General features: G+C 61.3%; 27 protein-coding genes and 1 pseudogene. 7 read left to right on the top strand and 21 right to left on the bottom strand.

Features of this window, described 5'->3' with window-relative positions:
• Positions 1-11 precede the first annotated feature (11 nt).
• From ATB98_RS18970 to ATB98_RS18915, 11 genes are all read right to left on the bottom strand, one after another.
• Positions 12-1016 carry a lytic transglycosylase domain-containing protein gene (locus tag ATB98_RS18970; RefSeq protein ID WP_084435585.1) on the bottom strand — a complete coding sequence of 335 codons (1005 nt, stop codon included), beginning with the start codon at positions 1014-1016 and terminating at the stop codon, positions 12-14.
• A 3-nt stretch (positions 1017-1019) separates the two neighbouring features.
• Positions 1020-1346 carry a DUF736 domain-containing protein gene (locus ATB98_RS18965; protein WP_066876242.1) on the bottom strand — a complete coding sequence of 109 codons (327 nt, stop codon included), beginning with the start codon at positions 1344-1346 and terminating at the stop codon, positions 1020-1022.
• A complete protein-coding gene (locus ATB98_RS18960; protein ID WP_153435717.1) occupies positions 1343-1894 on the bottom strand; it encodes a S26 family signal peptidase in 552 nt (183 codons plus the stop codon). The genes ATB98_RS18965 and ATB98_RS18960 overlap by 4 nt, the downstream gene beginning before the upstream one ends.
• Positions 1891-2409: a DUF2840 domain-containing protein gene (locus tag ATB98_RS18955; RefSeq protein ID WP_066876240.1), complete on the bottom strand. Its 519-nt coding sequence runs from the start codon at positions 2407-2409 to the stop codon at positions 1891-1893. Before ATB98_RS18955 ends, ATB98_RS18960 begins: the two co-directional genes overlap by 4 nt.
• A 292-nt stretch (positions 2410-2701) precedes the next feature.
• Complete coding sequence (locus ATB98_RS18950) at positions 2702-3562, bottom strand: replication initiator protein A (protein WP_066876376.1); 861 nt, start codon at positions 3560-3562, stop codon at positions 2702-2704.
• Positions 3563-3576: 14 nt separating this feature from the next.
• Positions 3577-3840, bottom strand: a complete 264-nt coding sequence (locus ATB98_RS18945; RefSeq protein ID WP_066876238.1) for a helix-turn-helix transcriptional regulator — start codon at positions 3838-3840, stop codon at positions 3577-3579.
• A 165-nt stretch (positions 3841-4005) separates the two neighbouring features.
• Positions 4006-4515, bottom strand: a complete 510-nt coding sequence (locus ATB98_RS30555) for a DUF2285 domain-containing protein (RefSeq protein ID WP_407695296.1) — start codon at positions 4513-4515, stop codon at positions 4006-4008.
• Positions 4516-4582: 67 nt separating this feature from the next.
• Positions 4583-4795 carry a transcriptional regulator domain-containing protein gene (locus ATB98_RS18930; protein WP_084435598.1) on the bottom strand — a complete coding sequence of 71 codons (213 nt, stop codon included), beginning with the start codon at positions 4793-4795 and terminating at the stop codon, positions 4583-4585.
• Positions 4796-4947: 152 nt separating this feature from the next.
• Positions 4948-5211 carry a DNA -binding domain-containing protein gene (locus tag ATB98_RS18925; protein WP_066876231.1) on the bottom strand — a complete coding sequence of 88 codons (264 nt, stop codon included), beginning with the start codon at positions 5209-5211 and terminating at the stop codon, positions 4948-4950.
• 154 nt (positions 5212-5365) lie between these two features.
• A complete protein-coding gene (locus ATB98_RS18920; RefSeq protein WP_066876229.1) occupies positions 5366-5578 on the bottom strand; it encodes a helix-turn-helix transcriptional regulator in 213 nt (70 codons plus the stop codon).
• Between the two features lie 269 nt (positions 5579-5847).
• A complete protein-coding gene (locus ATB98_RS18915) occupies positions 5848-7029 on the bottom strand; it encodes a DUF932 domain-containing protein (RefSeq protein WP_066876227.1) in 1182 nt (393 codons plus the stop codon).
• Positions 7030-7372: 343 nt separating this feature from the next.
• On the opposite strand from ATB98_RS18915, the gene ATB98_RS18910 reads away from it, so the two are divergent.
• Together ATB98_RS18910 and ATB98_RS18905 are read left to right on the top strand one after the other, a co-directional pair.
• Entirely contained in the window at positions 7373-8056 is a 684-nt protein-coding gene (locus ATB98_RS18910) for a hypothetical protein (protein WP_153435714.1), read from the top strand.
• Positions 8010-9155: an XRE family transcriptional regulator gene (locus ATB98_RS18905; protein WP_084435581.1), complete on the top strand. Its 1146-nt coding sequence runs from the start codon at positions 8010-8012 to the stop codon at positions 9153-9155. The genes ATB98_RS18910 and ATB98_RS18905 overlap by 47 nt, the downstream gene beginning before the upstream one ends.
• 53 nt (positions 9156-9208) lie before the next feature.
• Here ATB98_RS18905 and ATB98_RS18900 read toward each other — a convergent pair whose 3' ends face one another.
• Positions 9209-9523 (bottom strand): DUF736 domain-containing protein, encoded by a 315-nt coding sequence (locus ATB98_RS18900; RefSeq protein WP_066876221.1) that lies wholly within the window; start codon positions 9521-9523, stop codon positions 9209-9211.
• A gap of 47 nt (positions 9524-9570) precedes the next feature.
• On the opposite strand from ATB98_RS18900, the gene ATB98_RS29070 reads away from it, so the two are divergent.
• A complete protein-coding gene (locus ATB98_RS29070) occupies positions 9571-9939 on the top strand; it encodes a hypothetical protein (RefSeq protein WP_153435713.1) in 369 nt (122 codons plus the stop codon).
• Positions 9940-10002: 63 nt separating this feature from the next.
• On the top strand, positions 10003-10182 hold the full coding sequence (locus ATB98_RS18895; protein ID WP_066876219.1) for a hypothetical protein: 180 nt from the start codon (positions 10003-10005) through the stop codon (positions 10180-10182).
• Here ATB98_RS18895 and ATB98_RS18890 read toward each other — a convergent pair.
• The 3 genes and pseudogenes from ATB98_RS18890 to ATB98_RS18880 form a co-directional block, all read right to left on the bottom strand.
• Positions 10179-10472 carry a hypothetical protein gene (locus tag ATB98_RS18890; protein WP_066876217.1) on the bottom strand — a complete coding sequence of 98 codons (294 nt, stop codon included), beginning with the start codon at positions 10470-10472 and terminating at the stop codon, positions 10179-10181. The genes ATB98_RS18895 and ATB98_RS18890 overlap by 4 nt on opposite strands.
• 154 nt (positions 10473-10626) lie before the next feature.
• Complete coding sequence (locus ATB98_RS18885) at positions 10627-11028, bottom strand: hypothetical protein (RefSeq protein WP_066876372.1); 402 nt, start codon at positions 11026-11028, stop codon at positions 10627-10629.
• 168 nt (positions 11029-11196) lie between these two features.
• Positions 11197-12126, bottom strand: a pseudogene (locus ATB98_RS18880) (chromosome partitioning protein ParB); the annotation flags it as partial.
• On the opposite strand from ATB98_RS18880, the gene rocF reads away from it, so the two are divergent.
• The 3 genes from rocF (at position 12046) to ATB98_RS18865 (ending at position 15175) form a co-directional block, all read left to right on the top strand.
• On the top strand, positions 12046-12927 hold the full coding sequence (gene rocF / locus ATB98_RS18875) for an arginase (RefSeq protein ID WP_066876370.1): 882 nt from the start codon (positions 12046-12048) through the stop codon (positions 12925-12927). The pseudogene ATB98_RS18880 and the gene rocF overlap by 81 nt on opposite strands.
• 27 nt (positions 12928-12954) lie before the next feature.
• Entirely contained in the window at positions 12955-14016 is a 1062-nt protein-coding gene (locus ATB98_RS18870; protein ID WP_066876215.1) for an ornithine cyclodeaminase, read from the top strand.
• 205 nt (positions 14017-14221) lie between these two features.
• Positions 14222-15175 (top strand): LysR family transcriptional regulator, encoded by a 954-nt coding sequence (locus ATB98_RS18865; RefSeq protein ID WP_066876213.1) that lies wholly within the window; start codon positions 14222-14224, stop codon positions 15173-15175.
• Between the two features lie 23 nt (positions 15176-15198).
• Here the strand turns inward: ATB98_RS18865 and ATB98_RS18860 are convergent, their stop codons facing one another.
• The 6 genes from ATB98_RS18860 to trbK-alt are packed head-to-tail and all read right to left on the bottom strand — an operon-like array spanning position 15199 to position 19895.
• Positions 15199-15444: a DUF2274 domain-containing protein gene (locus ATB98_RS18860; RefSeq protein WP_066876210.1), complete on the bottom strand. Its 246-nt coding sequence runs from the start codon at positions 15442-15444 to the stop codon at positions 15199-15201.
• A 2-nt stretch (positions 15445-15446) separates the two neighbouring features.
• A complete protein-coding gene (locus ATB98_RS18855) occupies positions 15447-16604 on the bottom strand; it encodes a TrbI/VirB10 family protein (RefSeq protein ID WP_066876208.1) in 1158 nt (385 codons plus the stop codon).
• The gene (gene trbG, locus ATB98_RS18850; protein WP_066876206.1) at positions 16601-17560 is read right to left on the bottom strand and encodes a P-type conjugative transfer protein TrbG; all 960 of its coding nucleotides are present in this window, start codon (positions 17558-17560) and stop codon (positions 16601-16603) included. Before trbG ends, ATB98_RS18855 begins: the two co-directional genes overlap by 4 nt.
• Positions 17557-18246, bottom strand: a complete 690-nt coding sequence (gene trbF / locus ATB98_RS18845) for a conjugal transfer protein TrbF (protein ID WP_066876204.1) — start codon at positions 18244-18246, stop codon at positions 17557-17559. Before trbF ends, trbG begins: the two co-directional genes overlap by 4 nt.
• Positions 18243-19604 carry a P-type conjugative transfer protein TrbL gene (gene trbL, locus ATB98_RS18840; RefSeq protein ID WP_066876202.1) on the bottom strand — a complete coding sequence of 454 codons (1362 nt, stop codon included), beginning with the start codon at positions 19602-19604 and terminating at the stop codon, positions 18243-18245. The genes trbF and trbL overlap by 4 nt, the downstream gene beginning before the upstream one ends.
• A 3-nt stretch (positions 19605-19607) precedes the next feature.
• Positions 19608-19895: a putative entry exclusion protein TrbK-alt gene (gene trbK-alt / locus ATB98_RS18835; RefSeq protein WP_066876201.1), complete on the bottom strand. Its 288-nt coding sequence runs from the start codon at positions 19893-19895 to the stop codon at positions 19608-19610.
• Positions 19896-19901 lie beyond the last annotated feature (6 nt).

The raw sequence follows: 19901 nt of genomic DNA, 5'->3' as shown, positions 1-19901 counted from the left end.
AGCTACACTTCTCATGGCTGCCGCACCCTGTCAGCTACTTGCCGGACGAAGAGGCCTTCGGAAGCCGGTGCGAGTGCCGAAAGATCGACGACAGGAGTCTCGCCGACAGACCTTTTCGGGCGCCGCCCGCTCAACGAAACATCGGCTCCACCGACGTCGGCCTGCTGTAAGGAGAACAGTGGTGCATCAGCCCATTCATAGCGCTGTGAACGCGCGGCGATCCGCATGATTGGCGCAGCTTCCGCGTCAATCATCGGCACGAGTTTTGCGAGATAGTCGACGGTTTCCCGGGGCAGCGGATTGCCGGTGACAAGGTGCTTTTCGTAACGACCGGGTCCGGCATTGTAAGCGGCGAGAAACCCCGGCGAGCCGTAGAGATCGTGCAGTTCGGCAAGGTAGGCAGCGCCGGCAAGAATGTTGTCGCGCGGATCGAAAGCGTCATCGCCAAGGCGATGGCGCGCGCGCAATTCCGCCCATGTTGCCGGCATGACCTGCATCAGGCCCATTGCACCTTTCGGTGAAACAGCGGACGGATCATTGCTGCTTTCGACCCGCATGACGGCGCGTATCCAGCGTTCTGGAATGGCGAAGCGTTTGGCGGCCTGGGCGACAAAGCTGGCATATGGATCGCGCGGATCTGGAACGGTCAAACCGTGGGCGACGCGTTCACCGGAAGGCGGGTCGGCCGATGCCACACGGGGCAACGAGGCGACGATTGCGAGCGCGACGGGCAACGCGATGATCGCGCTTGTAATGCAGAGGCAGCCCCTCTCTCGAACCGCCGCAAGCCTGCCATCGTGCTCGCTGCGCTCAAGGGCAAGGCTTCGCCGGCGCCCGGAATTTTCCGGACGGGCATCTCCGGAAGGCATGTTCGCCTCTCGGAAAATTGGCCGCCGCCCTTGACCTTCGCTGCGCGCGACGGCTGTCGGGAAAGCGATCGGGTTGAGGGGATTGATCAGCGCCCGATCGATCAAGGGGATTGAGCCTGAAAAGCCGCGGGAACGATAGTCTCGCATGACTTACGCCTGTTCGTCGCGCCGGGTCTTGCGCGTCCAGTGCAGGTTCCAGACATCTTTCCTGGTGTCGGATTCGAACATGCGGGCGCGGATCGGTTCGACGAAAGACGGATCGTCGATCGCGACGGAGAGATAGCTGCCGGCCCGCTCGCCGGTGCGATCCCAGGCGGCGCCAACCTCCTGTCCCGAGGCGAACACGCGGTGGTTCGGCGCGTTCTCGGCGTCCGTTTCATCGGCCGGCAGGATGGTGACTTCGATGTCGAGGGTGAGCGTGCGGATGCGTCCGAAGAAGCCATCTTCCTTGCGCGTGAATGTACCAATCTGCGTCATCCTCTTTGCCTTTCGCTGGTTGAGGGAGGGGATGTTGGCGGGTCGTCATAGGTCCATAGGGGGACGGCGCGACCGATGACCGTCGACAGCGGAAGTGCCCCGAAATATCGGCCGTCGAGGCTGTCGGACACGTCCCAATTCATGAAGAAGGCGTGGCCTTTTTCGATCGTGATGCAGCCCTGCCAGACGGGCAGTGGACGGCCGTGGCTGTCGCGCTCGAGTGCCTCGCCATAGACCATGTCATAGGCGCTGATCGCCTTGTCGTGGCGGCAGACTTTCGTGCCGGAGAGCGCCAGCACGCGCTTGATGAGCGGCACACCTTTCGGCAGATAGCCGCGGCTATCGAGGAAGCCCGCGAGCGTGTCGGGCGGCATCACCACGGCAAGATCGGTGACGTCAAGCTGGTCGACCGGCTCGATACGATAGAGCCCGATCGGCGCGCTGGCCGAGGCATTCCAGATGAACTTCTTCTGCGGATGGAAGAAGACAAGGCCCGTGGTAAAGAGGGCCGAAACATAGGTCGCGATGATCCAGGCGAAGTGCGTCATCGGGGCTCTCCTTCGTCACTGGGATCGCCAAGAGCCGCCCGTTTCAACCAGGCGCGATGCTGCTCGCGCGAATAGGCGTGGAAGGGTTCGTTGACGCTGAGGCGGTGATGAAGATGCCGCCAATGGTCCGGCGAAACTTGTGTCGGCTGGATACCGAGCGCCTCGATCGCGTCGATGGCGAAGAGCACGGTTTCGACCTTCGGCCAGCCGTAGAGCCTGAGCAGGATCTCGCCGCCGGGGCGGACGAAGGGCAGCGTTTGATAGCTCTCACCGGCGCGGACAGCGCGGACGATGTCGATGCGCGAAATCACCGTGCCATAGTCGTTGGCGGCCCAGCGGACGAAGGCGAAGAGGCTGCCGGGCGCGAAACCGACGATGCGTTTTTCGCGGCCGATCCTCTGTTCGGCGACAATTTCGCCAAACCGGATCCAGTGCTCGATCTTGCCCTTGCGCCAGGTGAGTTCCACCACGGCTGCATCGGCGGGAAAGCTGTCGGGCCTCTCAAGCGTGGTCATGGCACGCCTCCGACCGTCGGCACGGTCGGGTGGTGGCGCGGGTCGGATCGGCCCGCGATCGGGCGGTCCACAGCGACGATTTTGCCGGGGTGCGTTAGGCAGAATCCGAAGGATTCTGTGTTAGGTAAGTTAGAGGGAGCCGAATTGGACCTGAACGACCAATGGGTTACGACCCGTTGGCGTTCCCGATAGCACGGGGATCGCGTCCCTGATAGCACGGGCTTTGGCGTTCCCGATAGCACGGGCCCATCCACAGCTTGTCCACAGCACGCGAGATCGAAAGAGCGGACCGTCATGGCGCTACCCGTTGCATGCGTTTGGAAGCAGCTTTTTCTGGTGATACCGGACGGAATGTCAGCCGCTCTCGGCCGTCGGGATCGATCGACATTGCCAGCCGGTAACCGACCAGCGGCTGACGGGCGACGATCGCCCGCACCTCGAAGCGGAAGCGGCGGAACGGCGACAAGCTGCCGGATTTGAGATGCAGATGCTGGAGATCGAAGCTCCAGCCCCAGGTCTGGCGGCCGCCATGCTTACGCACCAGGCGATAGAGCCAGCGCTCCAGCCCCCCCGTCAGATCGAAATAGGCGTCATCGATCGTCAAGATCAGCGCATTGTCGAGAACGCCGGCATAGAACCAGTCCGGCAGGATCATCTCAATGCCCAGCGGCCGGCCCTTGTCGTCCAACCGCTCTTTCCATTCGGCAATCCAGGAAAAGCGATGGCGCCGCCGCTCTGACGGCTGACGGATCGAGGTGACGACGGTCGTCGACTGCAGCCGATCGAGCGCCGCCTTCAGCCGCTCGTAGCTGCGGGCGGAGTCGTCGCGATTGATGAAGGTGAGGATTTCGTATGGCGTGGCTGACATGAAGCGGGACGTGCGTAGGCCCTTGTCGCGCGCCTCGACGATCTGCGAGGCCGCCCAGATCAGGATGTCGGCGTCCCAGATGGTCGCCATGCCGTGTTCGGCCGTCGCCTCGACCCGAATGGCAACGTCTCCCATCTTGAAGTCGATCGGCCGGACACGGCGAGATTTGGCGAGCGAGAAGAACGGCCAGGACATCAGGTCCTGCGCGTCTCTCGCCGCGATGTCCCCTCCGCGCGCCTGGAAGAGTTCGAGCTGCTGGCCCTGATAGGTGCGATGTGTCGTCATGAAGGACACGCCAGTTATCGCGCTGTACCGGCAGCGGGAATGAGAGCCGGTTTCGACCGCGCTTTCACCGCCTCGGACGTCGAATGCCGCGCGGCGGCTTCCACCCATGCCTCTAAATCGGCTACCGAATAGACGACGCGGCCGCCAAGCTTGCGATAGATGGGGCCGGTTCCCTCGCAGCGGTGCTTTTCCAGTGTGCGGGGAGAAAGATCGAGGAGCCGGGCAGCCTCGGGGGTGCGCACGAAACGCGGCCAGTCGGGATCGGTTTTCTGCTGCATCTTCGACCTCCGTCACAACCGCCGCGGATCGGGCGGATCGGTTGCGAGGATGGCGAAGATCAGCGGGCAAGGCGGAGTGACAAAATTCGCGCGCTCCTGCGAGTGTCCCCCCATTGACGGCACGATGAAGGGACGGCCAGATGGCGCGAGATCAGAGATCTTTGCTTATTCGGAGTCTGGCTTGAGCAAGCGGCGATAGCCGTCCTCGATCAGGTGCTGCGCGGCCTTGAGCAGACGGTGAAGGCGGCGGCGTTCCGGGCAATTCTTCCAGTCGAGCGAGCGCAGTTTCTTGAGCGCCGGATTGAACAGCACGCTCGCCACCTCCTGCCGGGACACGCCCTTGCTGACGCCATCCCAGGCGCGCAGCATCAGGCTGAAGCGGTGGATGCGATAGGGAGAGAAGCGCTGCCAGCGTGGCACCGGACCGGATGCCTGGCGTGAAAGCCAGCGGTGCCATCGCTGCAGGCTCTGCAGGCGCTCAGGAAGATGTGCGTCGAGCGGAATGAGAACGGCGGCCTTGAGCGGCGCGTCACCGCCTGCAAACCACAGACGATGAAGTCCATCGACATCGCGGATGCTGACGTGGAAGCCGTCGGCATGGATGGCGTTCTCCGCCGGCAGAGCTCCTGGCTCAAGGGAAAGGCAGCCCTCGAAGCCGGGCGGCGCCGGCGCAATGATCAGTGTCGCTGGAAAGAGTTGCGGCAGCCAGACGGGTTTGGAATGGGTGGCAGGCCGGTACGGATCAGCTGGGAAACGTAAGACCCCACTGCCGGGTCAGGCCCTCCCTGGCAGCAATCAACGCGGCAGCGTCCTTGCCGCGTTCGTCCGTCGCCGCCTTGTAGCGAGCTCGGTATTCGCCATTGCGGCGCAGGAACTCGAAGCTGATCCCGCCTCGATCCAGCCGGCCGAGTTCCTCTTCGAACTTCGGCGAGCGCCAATCCTCTAATGGTTCCATCGGCAGTCCCTTCCGGTCCAGAAACATGAGAGAGGCGCACATGTATTCATCCGGACTCGAACGGAACAACCCCCATATTTGGAATGACGCCGCGCCGAAATGCCCGCAACACGGGCATGCAGATCATGGCAACAACGAGACGTTTCAGGAGATCATTGCATCCGGCCTTCCAGTAGGTGCCGGTAACCCTCTTTCGTCATCCAGCGGGCGCGAGCAAGATGGGTGTCATATATGCGTTTGGCGCGAGCAGGCTCGGCAGCGGGATCGATGCCGAAGATGATGCTGACCGCCTCGCGCCAGTCAGCGCCTTCCGCATCGGCGTCGAGCAGCCGAAGATAAGTCGCGAAGTGAGCCTCGTCGTAGTCGTTGACGCGGTCGGTCAGCGGCGGGCCATCGTCGCGCAGAGGCTTCTTCATCGATCGACCCTCACCATTTGGGCGGCTGCTTCATTCTGGCTCTGCCCCATCGACCGGGTTTAAGAATTCCATAAGCGCGACATCGCAGCAAGCCCACGATAGAGGTAGGCGGAATACCCGCGTTCGTCGATTAGTGGATGGAGCTGTTCGCAATTCAAGCGTCGTCGCGAAGAAACTCGGTAGCATCGACCCCGAGAGCAAGTGCAAGCCGTTCAAGCAGGTCGATTGACGCGGCGAACTCTTCGCGTTCCAACATGCCGACAGAGTTCCGATTAACTTTAGCAAGATGGGCAAGCTCTTCCTGCGACATAGATTTCTCATGTCGTAAACGGCGCAGGTTTCTGGCGACTCTCTCCCTCAAGTTCATACGGGAGAAGTCGCTGGATACCTGACAAGCGCCACCCAATATATTGGGTATTCGTGGCCTTAGCCAGTCCCCTGTCGAAATATTGGCGACGTGATAACGCGAGCCGGGCGGAGCCCGGCGAGCGCGCTACCGAAGCGGGAATATCGCCATAGCGGAAAAATGGGTTCACGGCTCGCAACGAATACGGCAGGTTCCAGCGCGTCGACTTGACGCGCGGCGGGCCTACGGACCGGAAGCGAAATCCTCCCTCGCTTCCGGTCCGTTTTCCATCAAACCCGCTCAAGCAGGGTCTTGGCCTTTGCTTCCAGATCAAGCCGCGCATCCTGATGCGGCTTGGTGCGGGCATGCGCCGTCATCCCCTGTACGAAATCGAAGATACTTTCGGGCGGGCGTCCTTCCTCAGCCAAGACGGCATCGATGATCTTTCCGGTTTCCGCCTTGCTGAAACCGCGCTTGCGCAGGAACGCCTGGCGGTCCTCGTCGGTGTGGGCAACGATCCGCTCCCGCGCTGCCTTGATGCCGGCGACGAACGGCGCGGGCGACGAATTGGCGAACGAGCGCAACGCGGGGGCTGCCTCATGCGCGAACCGCTGTGCCGCGAACTTCGAATGGCGGATGGTGATCTCCTCGAAATTTTCGCAGCCCCACAGGTTGCGGTTCATGCACACGGCGCGCAGATAGAAGCTCGCAATGCCGAGCGTCTTGCTGCCGACTTCGCTGTTCCATGCATAAAAGCCCCGGAAATACAGATCCGGCTCTCCGTTCGGCAGGCGTCCGGCCTCAATCGGATGCGTATCGTCGACGAGGAACAGGAACACGTCGCGGTCGCTGGCGTAGAGCGTGGTCGTGTCCTTCGTCGCGTCCACAAAGGGATTGTGTGTCATGGTCGCCCAATCGAGCACGCCCGGCACCTTCCACATCGTATCGCCCACACCATCGCCTGCGATCTTCATCACGGCGCTGACAAGCTCATGATCCCAGATGCGGCCATAGTCGGGGCCGGTCACGGCGCGCAACTCGACGCGACCGTCTTCCGCTTCAAGGGTCTTGATGAGCTCAGACCGATGCGACAGTAAGCCATGCTGCAGGTTGATGCCCGCCAACGGCGCGGGAAGCTGACGCATGTAGGTTGCCGGTGCGCTGACGAGGCTGCAAAGCTGGCCGAAGCTCCAATGCGTCGGGGCGATGGGTTCTTCCTGCCCGGGAACGATGAGCGCAAGCCGTTCGGCATTGTCGCGGGTTGCCTCCACGCGCACGGCGCGGCTTTCCACGGTGCGGGCCGTGGCGCGATCCGCCCTCGCCTTCACCGCATCGTAAAGCTCCGTCAGCGACAGATAGCGCTCGTCATCCGGCCGCGAAAACCATTCCGACGACACCCGCCCGATCCGCTCGCCGCGCGAGATATCGACCTTAAAGCCCTGCTCGACCTGCTGGTTGCTCATGCTGTTCATGTCCTTGCTCCTTTTCCCGTAGATGCCGGAGGCATGTCCCTCGACATGCTTCCCGGGGGCGCGCGAGCGCGCGGGGATGGAGGGGGCAAATGCCGGCGAGCATGGCCGGGCTGCCAGCGTGAGCGGGACCAGGTGGAAATAGCGAGAGGTGTTGGCTGTCGTCAGTCCTGCGAACCGGCGGGCCTGCCGTGCGCAGGCGGCGATTGCGGGGAGCAAGGGGGAATGTCTCCCTTGGCTCCCCCCGAGGCGGTCATGTATCTGTGGACAAGAATATTCAGGCCGTGAATATTTTTCTGAATATTTTGACACTTCGTGCTGGCGCAGCTATATGCAGGATGTCGAAATGGTAGAAGGCGATTCGGACTTGAACAGAGACAACGCACTGCTCGCCGCTCGAGAACAGTTTGAAGCACCAATCTGGGCGCTCATCGGAGAACTCGAAGGGACCCTGTCCGATTTCGCAAAAGTGCGGCATGTGGACTTGGGCGACGCAAGGGCGACTGGATCGGTGCTGAATGGGGCACTGGCAGACGCCGCGGCGGCGGCCAGTCTTTCGGATCACGGACTGAGTGTCGACTATTGCGAGAACGGTCAGAGCAACAAGATTACGGGCACCCTTCCCATTGACGGGAAAGACTACACCGTTTGCTTCGAGCTTCACTTGGCGGGGCCCCGCGGCGGCACGTCAAAAGCTGCACATCAATTCGCAGCCTATGACATTGAGCGGGAGCCCACACTCCCCGGCTTTGAAGTGGAAGCACCTTCCGACCTTCTATTTTTTATCGCCTGCCATCTTAGTGGTACGGGTGCTTCGGTTGCCCGGGCGTATCTCAAGTTCGCCGACAAGGTCGATCAGCGGAAAATCGAAATCCATCGCGAGTCGGCCTCTGAGGCTACTGGCGTGGCGGAACCCGCTCCTGTAGATGGGCCGAGCGGAACAAAGGTGACGTTGAAGAAGGGAAGAGGAGACGAGTTCAAACATGGCAGCGAAACCGATAAACGGGGAGATGCTGCTTCTAGCTCGTAACAGACGCGGAAAAACTCAGAAGGAATTGGCCGCAGGAACAGGGGTTGCTCAAGCAGCGATCTCTCGTATCGAAAACGGCACCCGAGACGTGCTTTCGTTGGAAGAGATCCAATCGATCGCGCGTTTCTTGGGATTCCCGGTAAGCTTTTTCTATGAGCAGGAGCTGCTTTACAGGACTCCAATGAGTCTTCACGGCGCAGCGTTCCGGAAGAAGGCTGCTGTCTCCGCCAAAGATCAACATGCTGTCATTGCGCTCGCCAATCATTTCGTCTTCCAGTTCCGCAGACTGTTGGACGCGATCGATTTGGAACCGGAATACCAGCTTCTGCAATTTGAGGTCGTCGATAGCCAGTCGAGCGTCAGCGAACACGCCAGTGCGGTGACATCGGCCAGCATGGCGGCACTTCGTGTGCGAGCGTCGTGGCAATTGGGGGATGCTCCTCTCGGGAACCTCGTGCGATATGTCGAATCGACCGGAATTCTTGTCGTCGAAGGTGACTTCGGCGACGCCGACATCGATGGCGTCACCCTCCGGCCAACTGGCATGAAGCCGGTCATCGTCCTCAATCGGAACCGGCCTGCAGATCGCAAGCGCTTTAGCTTGGCGCACGAATACGGACACGTCGTGCTTCATCCCTATCCGTATGAGGCAATGGAGAAAGAGGCCAATGAATTCGCGGCCGAGCTCCTCATGCCACAAACGGGGGTGTTGGCCGATCTGAAGCGGGGGCTATCGATTCCGAAGTTAGGGCAACTGAAACAGAAATGGCGGGTTGCCATGTCGGCTTTGATCTACCGAGCCAAGACACTCGGCGTCATCTCAGATCCAAGTGCTACCCGTTTGTACAAACAGATGAGCATGTACGGGTACAGGACACGAGAGCCCAAGGAGTTCGATATTCAGCCGGAATCAGGCAAGCTCGGCAGGCAACTGGTCGACCTTCACATGAAAGAGCTAGGTTACTCTTTGGAGGAATTGGCTGAGGCACTTCGAACCAATGCGGATGAATTTGCTGAAATGCATGGCCTTGCCCCGCCAGGAAAGGACTTGAAAGAGAGCAGCAAACCAAAGCTGCGGCTTGTGGCGAGCCGCGATTGAAGCCGCTGTCGAGTGAAAGGCCCCGCTTGCGCGGGGCCTTGTCGGTTCCGGGATCAGTTGCTCGCGCGGCGCCGCGACCAGATGAGAGCCAGTTCGTCGCCTTCCGTCTCGACCAGGCTGGCGTAAATCGGGGCGGCGAAGCTCGGATCGTCCAGCTTCACGGAGAGGTAGGAATTGCCCTTGTCGGACTGTTTCTTCCAAGCGGCGCCGAACTCGCAAGCTGCTGCGAACACGCGGTAGTCCGGGCCGTTCTCGGTGTCGCCCTCGGCGGGCACGAACTTCACGGACTTGACGTTGAGGGTGAGGGTTTTGACCGAACCCGAGATTTCGCCGTTTGCGGAGCGGGTGAAGGTGCCGATGGTAGCCATGATGCGATGTCCTTTTTGCTGATCGGATCGCGCCTATCGCGATCTCGATGACGGTCGTTGGACCGGGGACGATCGGGCCGCACCCTTGGGCCGGAATGGAATGGAGGGCGGCTGACAGCCGCTTTTTTGATTTCGCGATGCAAAGCCGGCCATCAGGCCGGCGGCGGAAAAAAGCGGATGGCGGACGTTGCGGAATTGAGATCGAGGCGGCGATTTCGCCGCCGGTCTTCGGTCAGACCAGATCAATCGAGTTCGCGTTGGGCGTGATCTTGTCAGTGAGGCAGGTCAACCGCAGCATGGCTACCATCGGCGCCTCCACCTCCCCGAAGGCAGCGGTCATCGGGCTCGCGCGCAACCACCCGCTCGGTCTCATTCAAGCCTCTGAACGTTTTCCTCCGGTGGGCAAGTGCGCATGATGGGCCAGTCGTTGGTTGCTCTCGACGTCACCGGGTTCGGGCGAGCTTGGAGGGGCGAATGGCATGAGCGCCACAGTTCATCCCGCCAAGCCCGACGATCCGCAGTTTGTCGCGTTGATTTTGCACGGGTGGTTTGGACAGAAGCACCGCACTCCCGTGCAGTCTGGTGCGGTGTTCCCGTTGCTGCATGTGATCGTGACCACTGGCGTTGCAGTGACGGGCCCGACAGGCCGTCGCCGCTAGCCGACAATCTCCACAATTTCGTAGCTCTTGATGAAGGCGCCCATACCTTCGTTGAGCAAGGCGACCAGAGTATCTTTGGACACCGGCAGTGTCTCTATTCGTTCAATCTGGTGGACGCCCGGCGTTTCGTCGGGTGAGTCCTCGACTTGGGTGAGCATGGCAATGATGTCGGCGCGCGCTTCTTCGTGGGTATGATAGAAAATGTCCGGAATTCCGGTATAGGCCCAGCGATCCTCTTTCATGGCGCCCTGCAATCTGGATGTGTAGAACACGAAGGATTGCTCCGTCATATGTCTCTCCTGCCTGATGTTTCTGACGACCCATGAGAGCATGCTGAGACATGATGGGAAACTGTAGGATCCTCCAGTAAACAAACAGAGAACAACGTGCAGGCGCTCGCTGGAATCGATCTACTTCTGTGCCAGCGAACTGGCCGTTTCCTGTTCACTTTGTTGCGCAGAGCCGCAGCATGGCAGCGGTCGCGACGAATGCGCCGCTTGCGACGCAAAACAACTGTCTCAGGGGTTCCGAAAGAAGTGCCGCGCCGGTGACGCCGTGCATCAGCGCATATCCTGCGACGGCAGCGGGAGCAGCATAGACAATGGTGAAGACGAGCCTGGCGGATTGGCTGCGCAAGACCTCCCGGAGATAGACGAACAACGCGAACGACAGGATTGCGGCGGTGATGGCGACAACGCCAGCGACAATCACGCCCGCGCCGCATGCATGCGCCAGATGGAAGGCGGCAAGACCAAACATGAACGGCAAAGCATAAGTCGCCAGCGCAAAGGCGAGAACGCACGTTGCGGCGGACAGCGCGACAGCCAGGACGATGATCGGTGTCATGGGCATATCCCTCGTTCTCCCGCCATGTGACGACGACGCGAAGCCTGCGTTTCGACAGAAGTGATCACCGTGTTTGCGTCGAGGTCACGGCCGCGCCCTTGTGGCGCGGCCGCAAATTTTCCCGATGCGGAGAGTGAGGCCGGAGCGATGTGGCTCCGGCCACCCTGTTCACTCAGCGGCTTCCGGGAAGACAATCGTTTCAGCATCCGGGCCATCTTCTTCTGTGTCGAAGGCCTCCGGGTCTTCGTTCCACCGCTCCGCTTCGCGAGGATCGACGTCGCCGCTGATGCTCGGGTCCGACGTCTCTGCACCCGCAGTGCCGTCAACCTCAGAGGCCGGCAAGGCGGGCCGTTCCGTACGCAGGAGCGGCGGCAACCAATCGGTTTCGCCAAGAAGCTGCTCGGCAACCTCGGCCATCGGCGCCTTCTTCATGTCCGCGATCCGCTCCGCCGCCTCGTTGCCGCAGGCCTCCCGAACGGCTGCGAGGATATGCGCCTTGGTGATGCGGCCAAGATAGCTGCGCACCGTCGGCTTCCAATGCTGGCTCATGTCCAAAGTCAGAGCTGTTGCCAGCCTGTCGGTGGTGCGCTGGGCACGCGGGCGCTGCTCCCATGGCTGCTTGACGGCATTGACCGTCATCGATGCGCAATGGGCAAACAGCGCCATGACGCTCACCTGATCCAATCCGGCGATGAAGCCCCACAGATCGGCCACGTCGCGCGGCATGTCCTGCGCCCAACCCGCGTGGCGATCCGCCAGCATCTTTGCCGCCGCCGTGTCCTCGATGCCGTCCGCATGACCGGCCAGCGCGGCACTCGTGGGCCGGATTTCGAGGGCATGGGCTTCCACACCGCGATAGAAAGTCTGCGCGGCGAGCGCATGGGTGACGGCGATCAGCGCAGTTTCCGGCTGTTCGCCAAGGGCAAGGCGGAGGCCGAGTGTGCGATGCGCGGTCAGGTCGCGGGTGAGAATGTCGGAAACCGGCTGCGCCGCATCGCCTTCGTCCTCCTCCTGCGCATGGTCACTGCCCTGCCCTTCAGCATCCTCGATGACTTCTCCGTCAGCATTGACGCGCACGCCGTCGATGATGGCTTCGCCAGGGTCCGGGACGTCGGCAACCTCGGCCCGAAGGCTGTTCAGGACCTCGCCCACCCCAATGCTTCCGTTCATCACCTTGGTGAAACGGTGGCTTGGATCAAACTACTTTCTGCCGCGGCTTATGAGCATAGCTACAACAGCATGCCGATCTTTCTTGGTGGGGATCACACGATCTCGGCAGGGACCGTACCCGGGATCGCACGGCGCGCCTCTGAAAACGGCCGCCCGCTCTTCGTGCTTTGGCTAGATGCTCATACCGATTTCCACACGCTGGAAACCACTGTCAGCGGAAACCTGCATGGCACGCCCGTAGCGTATTACACAGGCCGGCGTGGCTTCGAAGATTTCTACCCTGCACTGAGCCATGCTATCCAGCCCGAAAATCTCTGCATGATAGGCATCAGGAGCGTGGATCCCGCAGAACGAGATGCGCTGCGATCCTCGGCGATAACGATCCATGACATGCGCGCAATCGACGAACATGGCGTTGCCAGTGTGACCCATCGATTCCTCGAGCGCGTCCGTGCTGCAAACGGGATGTTGCATGTCAGTTTCGACGTCGATTTCCTCGATCCTGACATCGCACCTGGTGTCGGGACCACGGTCCCGGGGGGAGCCACGTTCCGCGAGGCGCATCTCATCATGGAAATGCTTCACGACAGCGGGCTGGTCACCAGCCTGGACCTCGTCGAATTGAATCCGTTCCTCGACGAACGCGGAAAGACCGCGCGGCTCATCGTCGATCTCGTCGCAAGTCTCATGGGCAAGCGGGTCATGGATCGGCCCACGCGTGCCGCCTGAATTCACCCTCGAATAACTGGAGGAAGAATGCCAATCGACCCAAAACTGAACGTGGTTCCCTTCATCAGTGTCGACCACATGATGAAACTGGTGCTCAAAGTAGGTATCGATACTTTCCTGACCGAACTGGCGGCGGAGATCGAAAGAGATTTTCGTCGTTGGCCGATCTTCGACAAGACGCCACGCGTGGGTAGCCATTCTCAAGAGGGCGTTATCGAGTTGATGCCGACCAGCGATGGAACACTCTACGGCTTCAAGTACGTCAACGGTCATCCGAAGAACACACATCAGGGCCGCCAAACGGTAACGGCCTTCGGCGTCCTGTCGGATGTTGGCAACGGCTATCCGTTGCTGCTTTCGGAAATGACGATCCTCACGGCACTTCGCACGGCGGCAACATCCGCTCTCGCTGCAAAATATCTTGCCCGTCCCAACTCGAAAACAATGGCGATCATCGGTAACGGCGCACAAAGCGAGTTCCAGGCCCGTGCCTTTAGAGCCCTTCTTGGAATTCAGGAACTCAGGCTGTTCGATATCGACGCCTCGGCCACCAGGAAATGCACGCGAAACCTCACAGGCCTTGGGTTCAACATCGTCGAATGTGGGTCCGTCGCCGAGGCTGTCGAGGGTGCCGACATCATCACGACGGTGACCGCCGACAAGCAGTTCGCGACAATTCTCTCCGACAACCATGTCGGACCGGGCGTCCATATCAATGCGGTCGGTGGGGATTGCCCGGGAAAAACCGAAATCAGCAAGGACGTGCTGCTACGCTCCGACATTTTCGTGGAGTATCCGCCGCAGACCTGGATCGAAGGCGATATTCAGCAGCTTCCACATTCGCACCCCGTCACCGAGCTTTGGCAGGTCATGACCGGGGATGTGGCCGGGCGCACAGGTGAGCGGCAGATCACGATGTTTGATAGCGTGGGGTTCGCGATCGAGGATTTCTCGGCGCTGCGTTACGTCCGCGACAAGATCACCGACCTTGGAATGTTCATCGAGCTCGACCTCTTGGCCGACCCCGACGAGCCTCGAGATCTGTATGGCATGCTCCTGCGCTGTGAGAAGAAGCTCGAGTTGTCATAGGTTCAATCAAGTTAACCGATCTTGTCGTGAATCAACACGACAAGATCATTCTGAAACATGCTTGTGCAACATTCGCCGTGCAAGCCGATTTCAATGGTTTTCAGCACATGCGATCCAAGATTATCCTCGCTTTCGGTGCGTATGTTCTTCCGTTTACTATCTTCTTGAGAGCCGCATAGAGCGGAGACGGCATGGAACGGTACTTATGCCAGACCTCTCGCTCGACCTACGTTACCTGACCTATGCTATTCTTGTTGCGGAACACGGAAGTTTTCGCGCGGCAGCACAGGCTCTTGATCTCTCTCAGTCAACAATCAGTCGACGGATTCAGTTATTGGAGCGTCGCATCGGCATTGCGTTGTTCGATCGCAGCCGCAAAGGCGCCGAACTGACGTCAGCCGGAGCGCGATTCCTCCAGTCGGCTGCGGTTGGTGCGTCGCATATGGAACAGGCGATCCTTGACACACGCAAAGCTCATCGTGGGGAGATCGGCGAGTTGCGAATTGGTGTGGCGACGTCTTTAGCCAACGGGTTTCTGGGTGACCTGCTGGAAAGCTATCGGGCGTCTTATCCGTCGGTCGATGTACGTGTGGAAGAGGTTTCGCAGCGGATTGCCGGCACTCGTTTGCTCAGCCGGCGTCTTGATGTGGCATTTCTGGCAGGTGCGCCGGAAGTGCATGGCTGCACGACGACAAGGATGTGGAATGAACGTCTCGTCGTAGCGCTGCCGAAAAGTCATCGTCTCGGGGAGCTGCCAAGCCTTCTTTGGGACGAATTGCGTGAAGAGACCTTTTTGAGCCCGGCAAGCGATAAGGGCGCCGAAATGGAATCTTTGCTTCTGAGGAAGCTCCACGAGAGCGGCTCAACTCCAGGCATTTCGGTCCACGACGTCGGACGGGATGACCTGCTTACCCTCGTGGCTCGCGGTTTCGGCGTGTTCATGACGCTGGAATCGACAGTCAGCGAGGATTACAGGAACGTCGCATTCGTTCCTGTCGGCGATGGCACCGACATAGTTGAGTTCAGTGCGGTCGTCTTGGCAGAACAGCAAAGCCCGATAATCTCGCAGTTCATTAATTTTGCGACCGCGCGGTCGCTCTATCCGGTCGACAAGCCGATCGCCCATCCAGGCGCGAAACGAGCCTCCAAAAACCAGTGAAGCATTTCGCTGAGCGCTCCGCCTCATAAGCCGCCACCGCTGCCGCCTCCGGTCGTCGTCCGGCGAGCTTTTGCAAAGCCGCGATCCGTCGCCATGAACCGTTCGATCATGGGCGCGATGAGCTTTGCCGGATCAAGGCCCGCCTTCCCCGTCTCCCGGCCGAGCACCTGCGCATAGTCGACGAGATCACGGTGAAGCGAAGCAGGTAGCTCCACCGTAACCTTGACGGGTTTGTTGTCGGTAATCGGTCCAAGTTTCAGCTTTGCCATGGTCAACCTCTATAGGGTTCGAGGACAAGATCGCGGGTCACGATGACGCGGACGGGGAAGCCCGGTCGGATGGTGAGCGTCGGTGCGACCTGCAACTGGCGACGGATGATCTGCTGTCCGGCATCGTTGATCGTGTCCTGCGCGCCATCGCGGATCGCCGCGACCAGGCGGTCCTCGTCGCTAACAGCGAGTTCGGTGCCGACAGCGAGCAAGGTGGATAAGCCGGCTGCCTTGGCGAGGTCCCACCAATGATAATCGACGCCGTCCTCAAGGCCGGCATAACCCTGTGTGTCGGCTCCCGGCTGGCGTTCAAGCACGATGGACCGGCCGTTCGGAAAGATCAGCCGATTCCAGACCAGGAGCGCCCTTCTTTGCCCAAATTGCACGTTGTTATCGTACTGGCCGATAATCCGGGTGCCTTGCGGAATCAGGAGAGACCGGCCGGTCGGGCTGTCGTAGATATTTTCCGTCACTTGCGCCGTGATCTGGCCGGGAAGATCGGAGCGAATGCCGGTGACGAGTGCAGCCGGAATTACCGAACCAGCCTGAAGGATAAATGGCGAAGCAGGGGCCATGACGCGATCCGACGATGTCATTCGGCGATCAACGGGCGCACTCAGAAAGGCAACTTGTTGGTCCTGAGCAGTCTGCTGCCCAGGCTGGCCCGACGGGCCAGCGAGATCGATGCCGTGGATGTTCGACGTGGTCGAGGTTCCCGGCGTCTGCGGTGTCGAGCCAGGCTGGCTCTGGAAGAAGACGCGGCTGGTGCGCGCCGCCTCTTCTTCTGCCCGCCGACGCTGCTCCGCCTCGTCAACGGTCGGAGTCGTGATCGTCGGCGGAACGACTGGCTGGCCCCGGTTCTGCGCGTCGAGGATGGGCCGCCCGAGATCGCCGGGCAGCGGCGGGCCGAGCACGGGTCCGGTATAGTCGCGTGGCAGGCCCGCGAGACCATCTGCGGTCTGGCGGTTGTTGGTCGAGTAGAGTTCCTCACCGCTCTGGCCTCCATCGCGGGTCTGGAGGGCGTAGATCAGCGCGCCGCCAATGCCGACGAGCCCAACGGCCGCCGCGCTTACCAGCACCTTCCGCGAAAGGCGGGTGACACGCGGTGCCTCGGCGCGAAGACGCATGGGAGCCGTGTTGTTGGTATTGTTCTCGCTCATGATGCGGGTCTCCCATCGGTCCGGGCAATCCTGACAACCTGTTGACGGTCGGCGCTGCCAAGGCGAAGCTCGGCAGCGCCGAACAGGCGATCGACGATCAGGATGTGCCGGTGGATACGGCTGTTGACGAGTTGCGCTTCGCCGTCCGGACCAATGACGAAGATCGGCGGCATTTCGCCCTGCACGATTCCGCGGGGGAATTCGACATAGACTCTGCGGCCGTCGTCATAGACGGATACGGGTTTCCACGGCGGGTTCCCGCCGGTCAGGCCGTAGCGGTAGTTGCGTGCAGCGATGGCCGGGATGACCGGCGTGGCCGCAACGCTCTGGCGCTGATCGGCTGGTGTTCGCGGATAGGCCCAGGCGACCGACGGCATATAGGGCTTCGTGCCGGAACGCAGTTCGAGCATGTAGACACGCCGGTCGGTGGTCACGACGAGGTTGGTTGTAATGTCCGGCCGAGACGGCTTTACGAGGATATGGACGCGCCGCGTCGCGCCGCTGCCGCTCTCGGTATCGCCGATGATCCATCGCGCGGTGTCACCGGCCGCGATCGGCCCGCCGCCAGTGAGCGACTCGCCCGGTTCAAGTGCGATGTCGGTGATCTGCCCGGGAGCGGCATAGACCTGATAGAGCGCGCCTTCCGACCATGGGTAGATCTGGATCGCGTTGAAGTAGCCTTCCCGGCGCGGCTGAACGCGGGCTGCGGCATTGGCATTCTCGACACGATCCGTCGGCGTGCTGGCGACCGTGCCGCCCTTTGCCGGCGTCCACGCTGGAGGAATATGTATCGGACGGGGCCGATCGTCAGTGACCGCGGCTGGAACGGCCGGCAACGCAGGAACATTTCGGTCGTAGCTGATTTCTGGTGGCTTTTGCGGCGTGGCGCAACCCGCCAAGGCGGTGGCGAAAAGCAGCAGAACCGGAAGCACGGATTTACGGAAAGCCGGTTTCATTGGCTCAACTCCCGCGACCAGTTGATGGCGTTAATGTAAATTCCGAGCGGATTGACCTTGAGCCGCTCGGCGTCGCGCGGCGGCTGGATGACGATGGTCAGGATCGCCGTCCATCGCTCGGTCGCGCCGAGCTGACCATTCTCGAAATGCTTCTCGGTCCAGGCGACGCGGAAGCTGTCCGGGGAGGCTCGGATGACGCTGGAGACCTCGACTGCGATCTGCTGCTTGCCGACTTTCGTGAAGGGATCGTTGGCTCGGGCATAGTCGTTGAGCGCAGCCGCGCCCCGATCGGTCGTCCATTCATAGGCCCTGAGCCAGTTCTGCCTGACGATGATCGGGTCGGCGGGAATGCTTCTCGTCTGCTCGATGAAGCGTGCAAGATGCCACGCCACCTGTGGATCGGTCGGACGATAGTCGGCAGCAGCAGGCGCGACAGCCTGAGCCTGACCCAGATTGTCCACCTGGACCACCCAGGGCACCACTGTCCCGCGCGCAGACTGATAGACCAAAGCGGAAGCGAAACCGGCCGAGAGAATCAACGAGCCAAAGGCCATATAGCGCCAGTTCTTCGCCTGGACGCGCGCGGAGCCGAGGCGCTCGTCCCAGACCTGAGCGGCCTTCTGATATGGTGTTTCTGGTTGGGGTGTCTTGCCGTAGTGAACGGCGGGTCGTTTGAACAAATTCATGAGCGGTCACTTTCAGAGAGATTGACGGATGCACCGGACCCGTGGCCGTCGCCCGAGCGAACGGCATGGGCGGCGGCGCTGACGCCGTGAGCGACATGGCGGCCGCGCTTCATGCGCTGGGCCCATGCCGGAGGCTGATCGTGTGTGGCTGCGGGAGCGACGGAGGCGGGATCGGATTCGCCGGCAGCGGCGCCCGACGAGAAGGAGCCTCCGGTCGAGCTGACGCCTGCGCGGACGCCGTCGGAGAAGCTGGATTTCATGCTCTCTGACGCGCGGGAGGCGGCACGGCGCAACGGGGAAACGGAAGCTGAACCAGCGGCACGCGCCACGCCTCCGAGACCGGATGCAACACCAGACGCTCCCGACTGTCCCAAGGAGCCGAGCGTGTAGGCTGACGAGGCCGCGCCCGCCGCTGCTGCTCCGCCGCGAGCTGCGGCGGCACCGCCGGAAAGAAGTGCCGCTCCTCCCTTCGCGGCCAACATCGCACCGCCACCCGCTGCAAGTGCTGCACCACCGACTGCAAGACCGGTCCCGACTGCGGCGCCTGCGCCTAGCTGGGGACCGCCACTGACTAGCCCGGAGGCGATGCCGGGACCGAATATGCCAAGGCCAACGAGGGACAGCGCCGCGAGCACGATCGCCATGGCGTCGTCGATGCTTGGGGTCTGGCCACCGAAACCCTGCGTAAACTGGCTGAACAGCGTCGAGCCAATACCGACAATGACGGCTAAGACCAGCACCTTGATGCCGCTGGAAATCACGTTGCCAAGCACGCGCTCGGCCATGAACGCGGATTTCCCCCATAACCCGAACGGGATTAGTACGAAGCCAGCCAGCGTCGACAGCTTGAACTCGATCAGCGTCACGAAGAGCTGGATCGCCAGAATGAAGAAGGCGAGAATAACGAGTGCCCACGCGAAAAGCAGGCAGACGATCTGGATCAGGTTTTCGAAGACCGCGATCCAGCCCATCAGCGGTGAGATCGCATCGAGCAATGGCCGCGCAGCATCAAGGCCGGTCTGCGCAACCTTGCCGGGACGCAGGAGATCCTGTGCAGTGAAGCCCGTGCCGGCGACCTTCAGTCCAAGGCCGGAGAAGCTGTCGAAGACGATCTTCGCCAGGTTGTTCCAGTTGGAAATCAGGTAGGCAAAGACCCCGACGAACAGGGTCTTCTTCACCAGCCTCGCTATGATGTCGTCGTCAGCGCCCCAGCTCCAGAACAACGCAGCCAGGGTGACGTCGATCACGATCAACGTCGTGGCGATAAATGCGACCTCGCCGCCAAGCAGACCAAAGCCGCTGTCGATGTAGCGCGTGAAAGTTCCGAGGAATGTGTCGATGACGCCGGACCCGCCCATGTTTCACCGCCCTTCGCTGGAGGCCGGCGACGCAGGTGCAGGCGACGGACGAAGGAAACGGTCGCGGGTTTCCGCCCAGACGCGCAGGCATTCGGCGTCGTTCGCGGCCCGCTGGCCAAGTTGCTGGCACCGGCGCTGCCCGTCGCGCAGCGGGTCGTGCGGGGGTTCGATGATGCGTGTGGAGAAATCCTGTTTCGGCTCCTCCTTCCGGGTCAGTTCGAGCACCGTCGCCGTGATCGCGACGGCGACGAACACGACAGCGCCCAGCCGGGCCAGCATCTTGCCGTCCATAAGCCC

The organism is Sinorhizobium saheli (genome assembly GCF_001651875.1).
Classification (GTDB): Bacteria; Pseudomonadota; Alphaproteobacteria; order Rhizobiales; family Rhizobiaceae; genus Sinorhizobium; species Sinorhizobium saheli.
The sequence above is the reverse complement of the archived record's forward strand: the minus strand, read 5'-3'. Positions and strand labels throughout refer to the sequence as shown.

Bases quoted from the DNA above. Each gene is read 5' to 3' on its own strand.
- ATB98_RS18970 (WP_084435585.1), bottom strand. From the start codon at position 1,016: ATGCGAGACTATCGTTCCCGCGGCTTTTCAGGCTCAATCCCCTTGATC.
- ATB98_RS18965 (WP_066876242.1), bottom strand. From the start codon at position 1,346: ATGACGCAGATTGGTACATTCACGCGCAAGGAAGATGGCTTCTTCGGA.
- ATB98_RS18960 (WP_153435717.1), bottom strand. From the start codon at position 1,894: ATGACGCACTTCGCCTGGATCATCGCGACCTATGTTTCGGCCCTCTTT.
- ATB98_RS18955 (WP_066876240.1), bottom strand. From the start codon at position 2,409: ATGACCACGCTTGAGAGGCCCGACAGCTTTCCCGCCGATGCAGCCGTG.
- ATB98_RS18950 (WP_066876376.1), bottom strand. From the start codon at position 3,562: ATGACGACACATCGCACCTATCAGGGCCAGCAGCTCGAACTCTTCCAG.
- ATB98_RS18945 (WP_066876238.1), bottom strand. From the start codon at position 3,840: ATGCAGCAGAAAACCGATCCCGACTGGCCGCGTTTCGTGCGCACCCCC.
- ATB98_RS18930 (WP_084435598.1), bottom strand. From the start codon at position 4,795: ATGGAACCATTAGAGGATTGGCGCTCGCCGAAGTTCGAAGAGGAACTC.
- ATB98_RS18925 (WP_066876231.1), bottom strand. From the start codon at position 5,211: ATGAAGAAGCCTCTGCGCGACGATGGCCCGCCGCTGACCGACCGCGTC.
- ATB98_RS18920 (WP_066876229.1), bottom strand. From the start codon at position 5,578: ATGAACTTGAGGGAGAGAGTCGCCAGAAACCTGCGCCGTTTACGACAT.
- ATB98_RS18915 (WP_066876227.1), bottom strand. From the start codon at position 7,029: ATGAACAGCATGAGCAACCAGCAGGTCGAGCAGGGCTTTAAGGTCGAT.
- ATB98_RS18910 (WP_153435714.1), top strand. From the start codon at position 7,373: ATGGTAGAAGGCGATTCGGACTTGAACAGAGACAACGCACTGCTCGCC.
- ATB98_RS18905 (WP_084435581.1), top strand. From the start codon at position 8,010: ATGGCAGCGAAACCGATAAACGGGGAGATGCTGCTTCTAGCTCGTAAC.
- ATB98_RS18900 (WP_066876221.1), bottom strand. From the start codon at position 9,523: ATGGCTACCATCGGCACCTTCACCCGCTCCGCAAACGGCGAAATCTCG.
- ATB98_RS29070 (WP_153435713.1), top strand. From the start codon at position 9,571: ATGACGGTCGTTGGACCGGGGACGATCGGGCCGCACCCTTGGGCCGGA.
- ATB98_RS18895 (WP_066876219.1), top strand. From the start codon at position 10,003: ATGAGCGCCACAGTTCATCCCGCCAAGCCCGACGATCCGCAGTTTGTC.
- ATB98_RS18890 (WP_066876217.1), bottom strand. From the start codon at position 10,472: ATGACGGAGCAATCCTTCGTGTTCTACACATCCAGATTGCAGGGCGCC.
- ATB98_RS18885 (WP_066876372.1), bottom strand. From the start codon at position 11,028: ATGACACCGATCATCGTCCTGGCTGTCGCGCTGTCCGCCGCAACGTGC.
- rocF (WP_066876370.1), top strand. From the start codon at position 12,046: ATGGTCACTGCCCTGCCCTTCAGCATCCTCGATGACTTCTCCGTCAGC.
- ATB98_RS18870 (WP_066876215.1), top strand. From the start codon at position 12,955: ATGCCAATCGACCCAAAACTGAACGTGGTTCCCTTCATCAGTGTCGAC.
- ATB98_RS18865 (WP_066876213.1), top strand. From the start codon at position 14,222: ATGCCAGACCTCTCGCTCGACCTACGTTACCTGACCTATGCTATTCTT.
- ATB98_RS18860 (WP_066876210.1), bottom strand. From the start codon at position 15,444: ATGGCAAAGCTGAAACTTGGACCGATTACCGACAACAAACCCGTCAAG.
- ATB98_RS18855 (WP_066876208.1), bottom strand. From the start codon at position 16,604: ATGAGCGAGAACAATACCAACAACACGGCTCCCATGCGTCTTCGCGCC.
- trbG (WP_066876206.1), bottom strand. From the start codon at position 17,560: ATGAAACCGGCTTTCCGTAAATCCGTGCTTCCGGTTCTGCTGCTTTTC.
- trbF (WP_066876204.1), bottom strand. From the start codon at position 18,246: ATGAATTTGTTCAAACGACCCGCCGTTCACTACGGCAAGACACCCCAA.
- trbL (WP_066876202.1), bottom strand. From the start codon at position 19,604: ATGGGCGGGTCCGGCGTCATCGACACATTCCTCGGAACTTTCACGCGC.
- trbK-alt (WP_066876201.1), bottom strand. From the start codon at position 19,895: ATGGACGGCAAGATGCTGGCCCGGCTGGGCGCTGTCGTGTTCGTCGCC.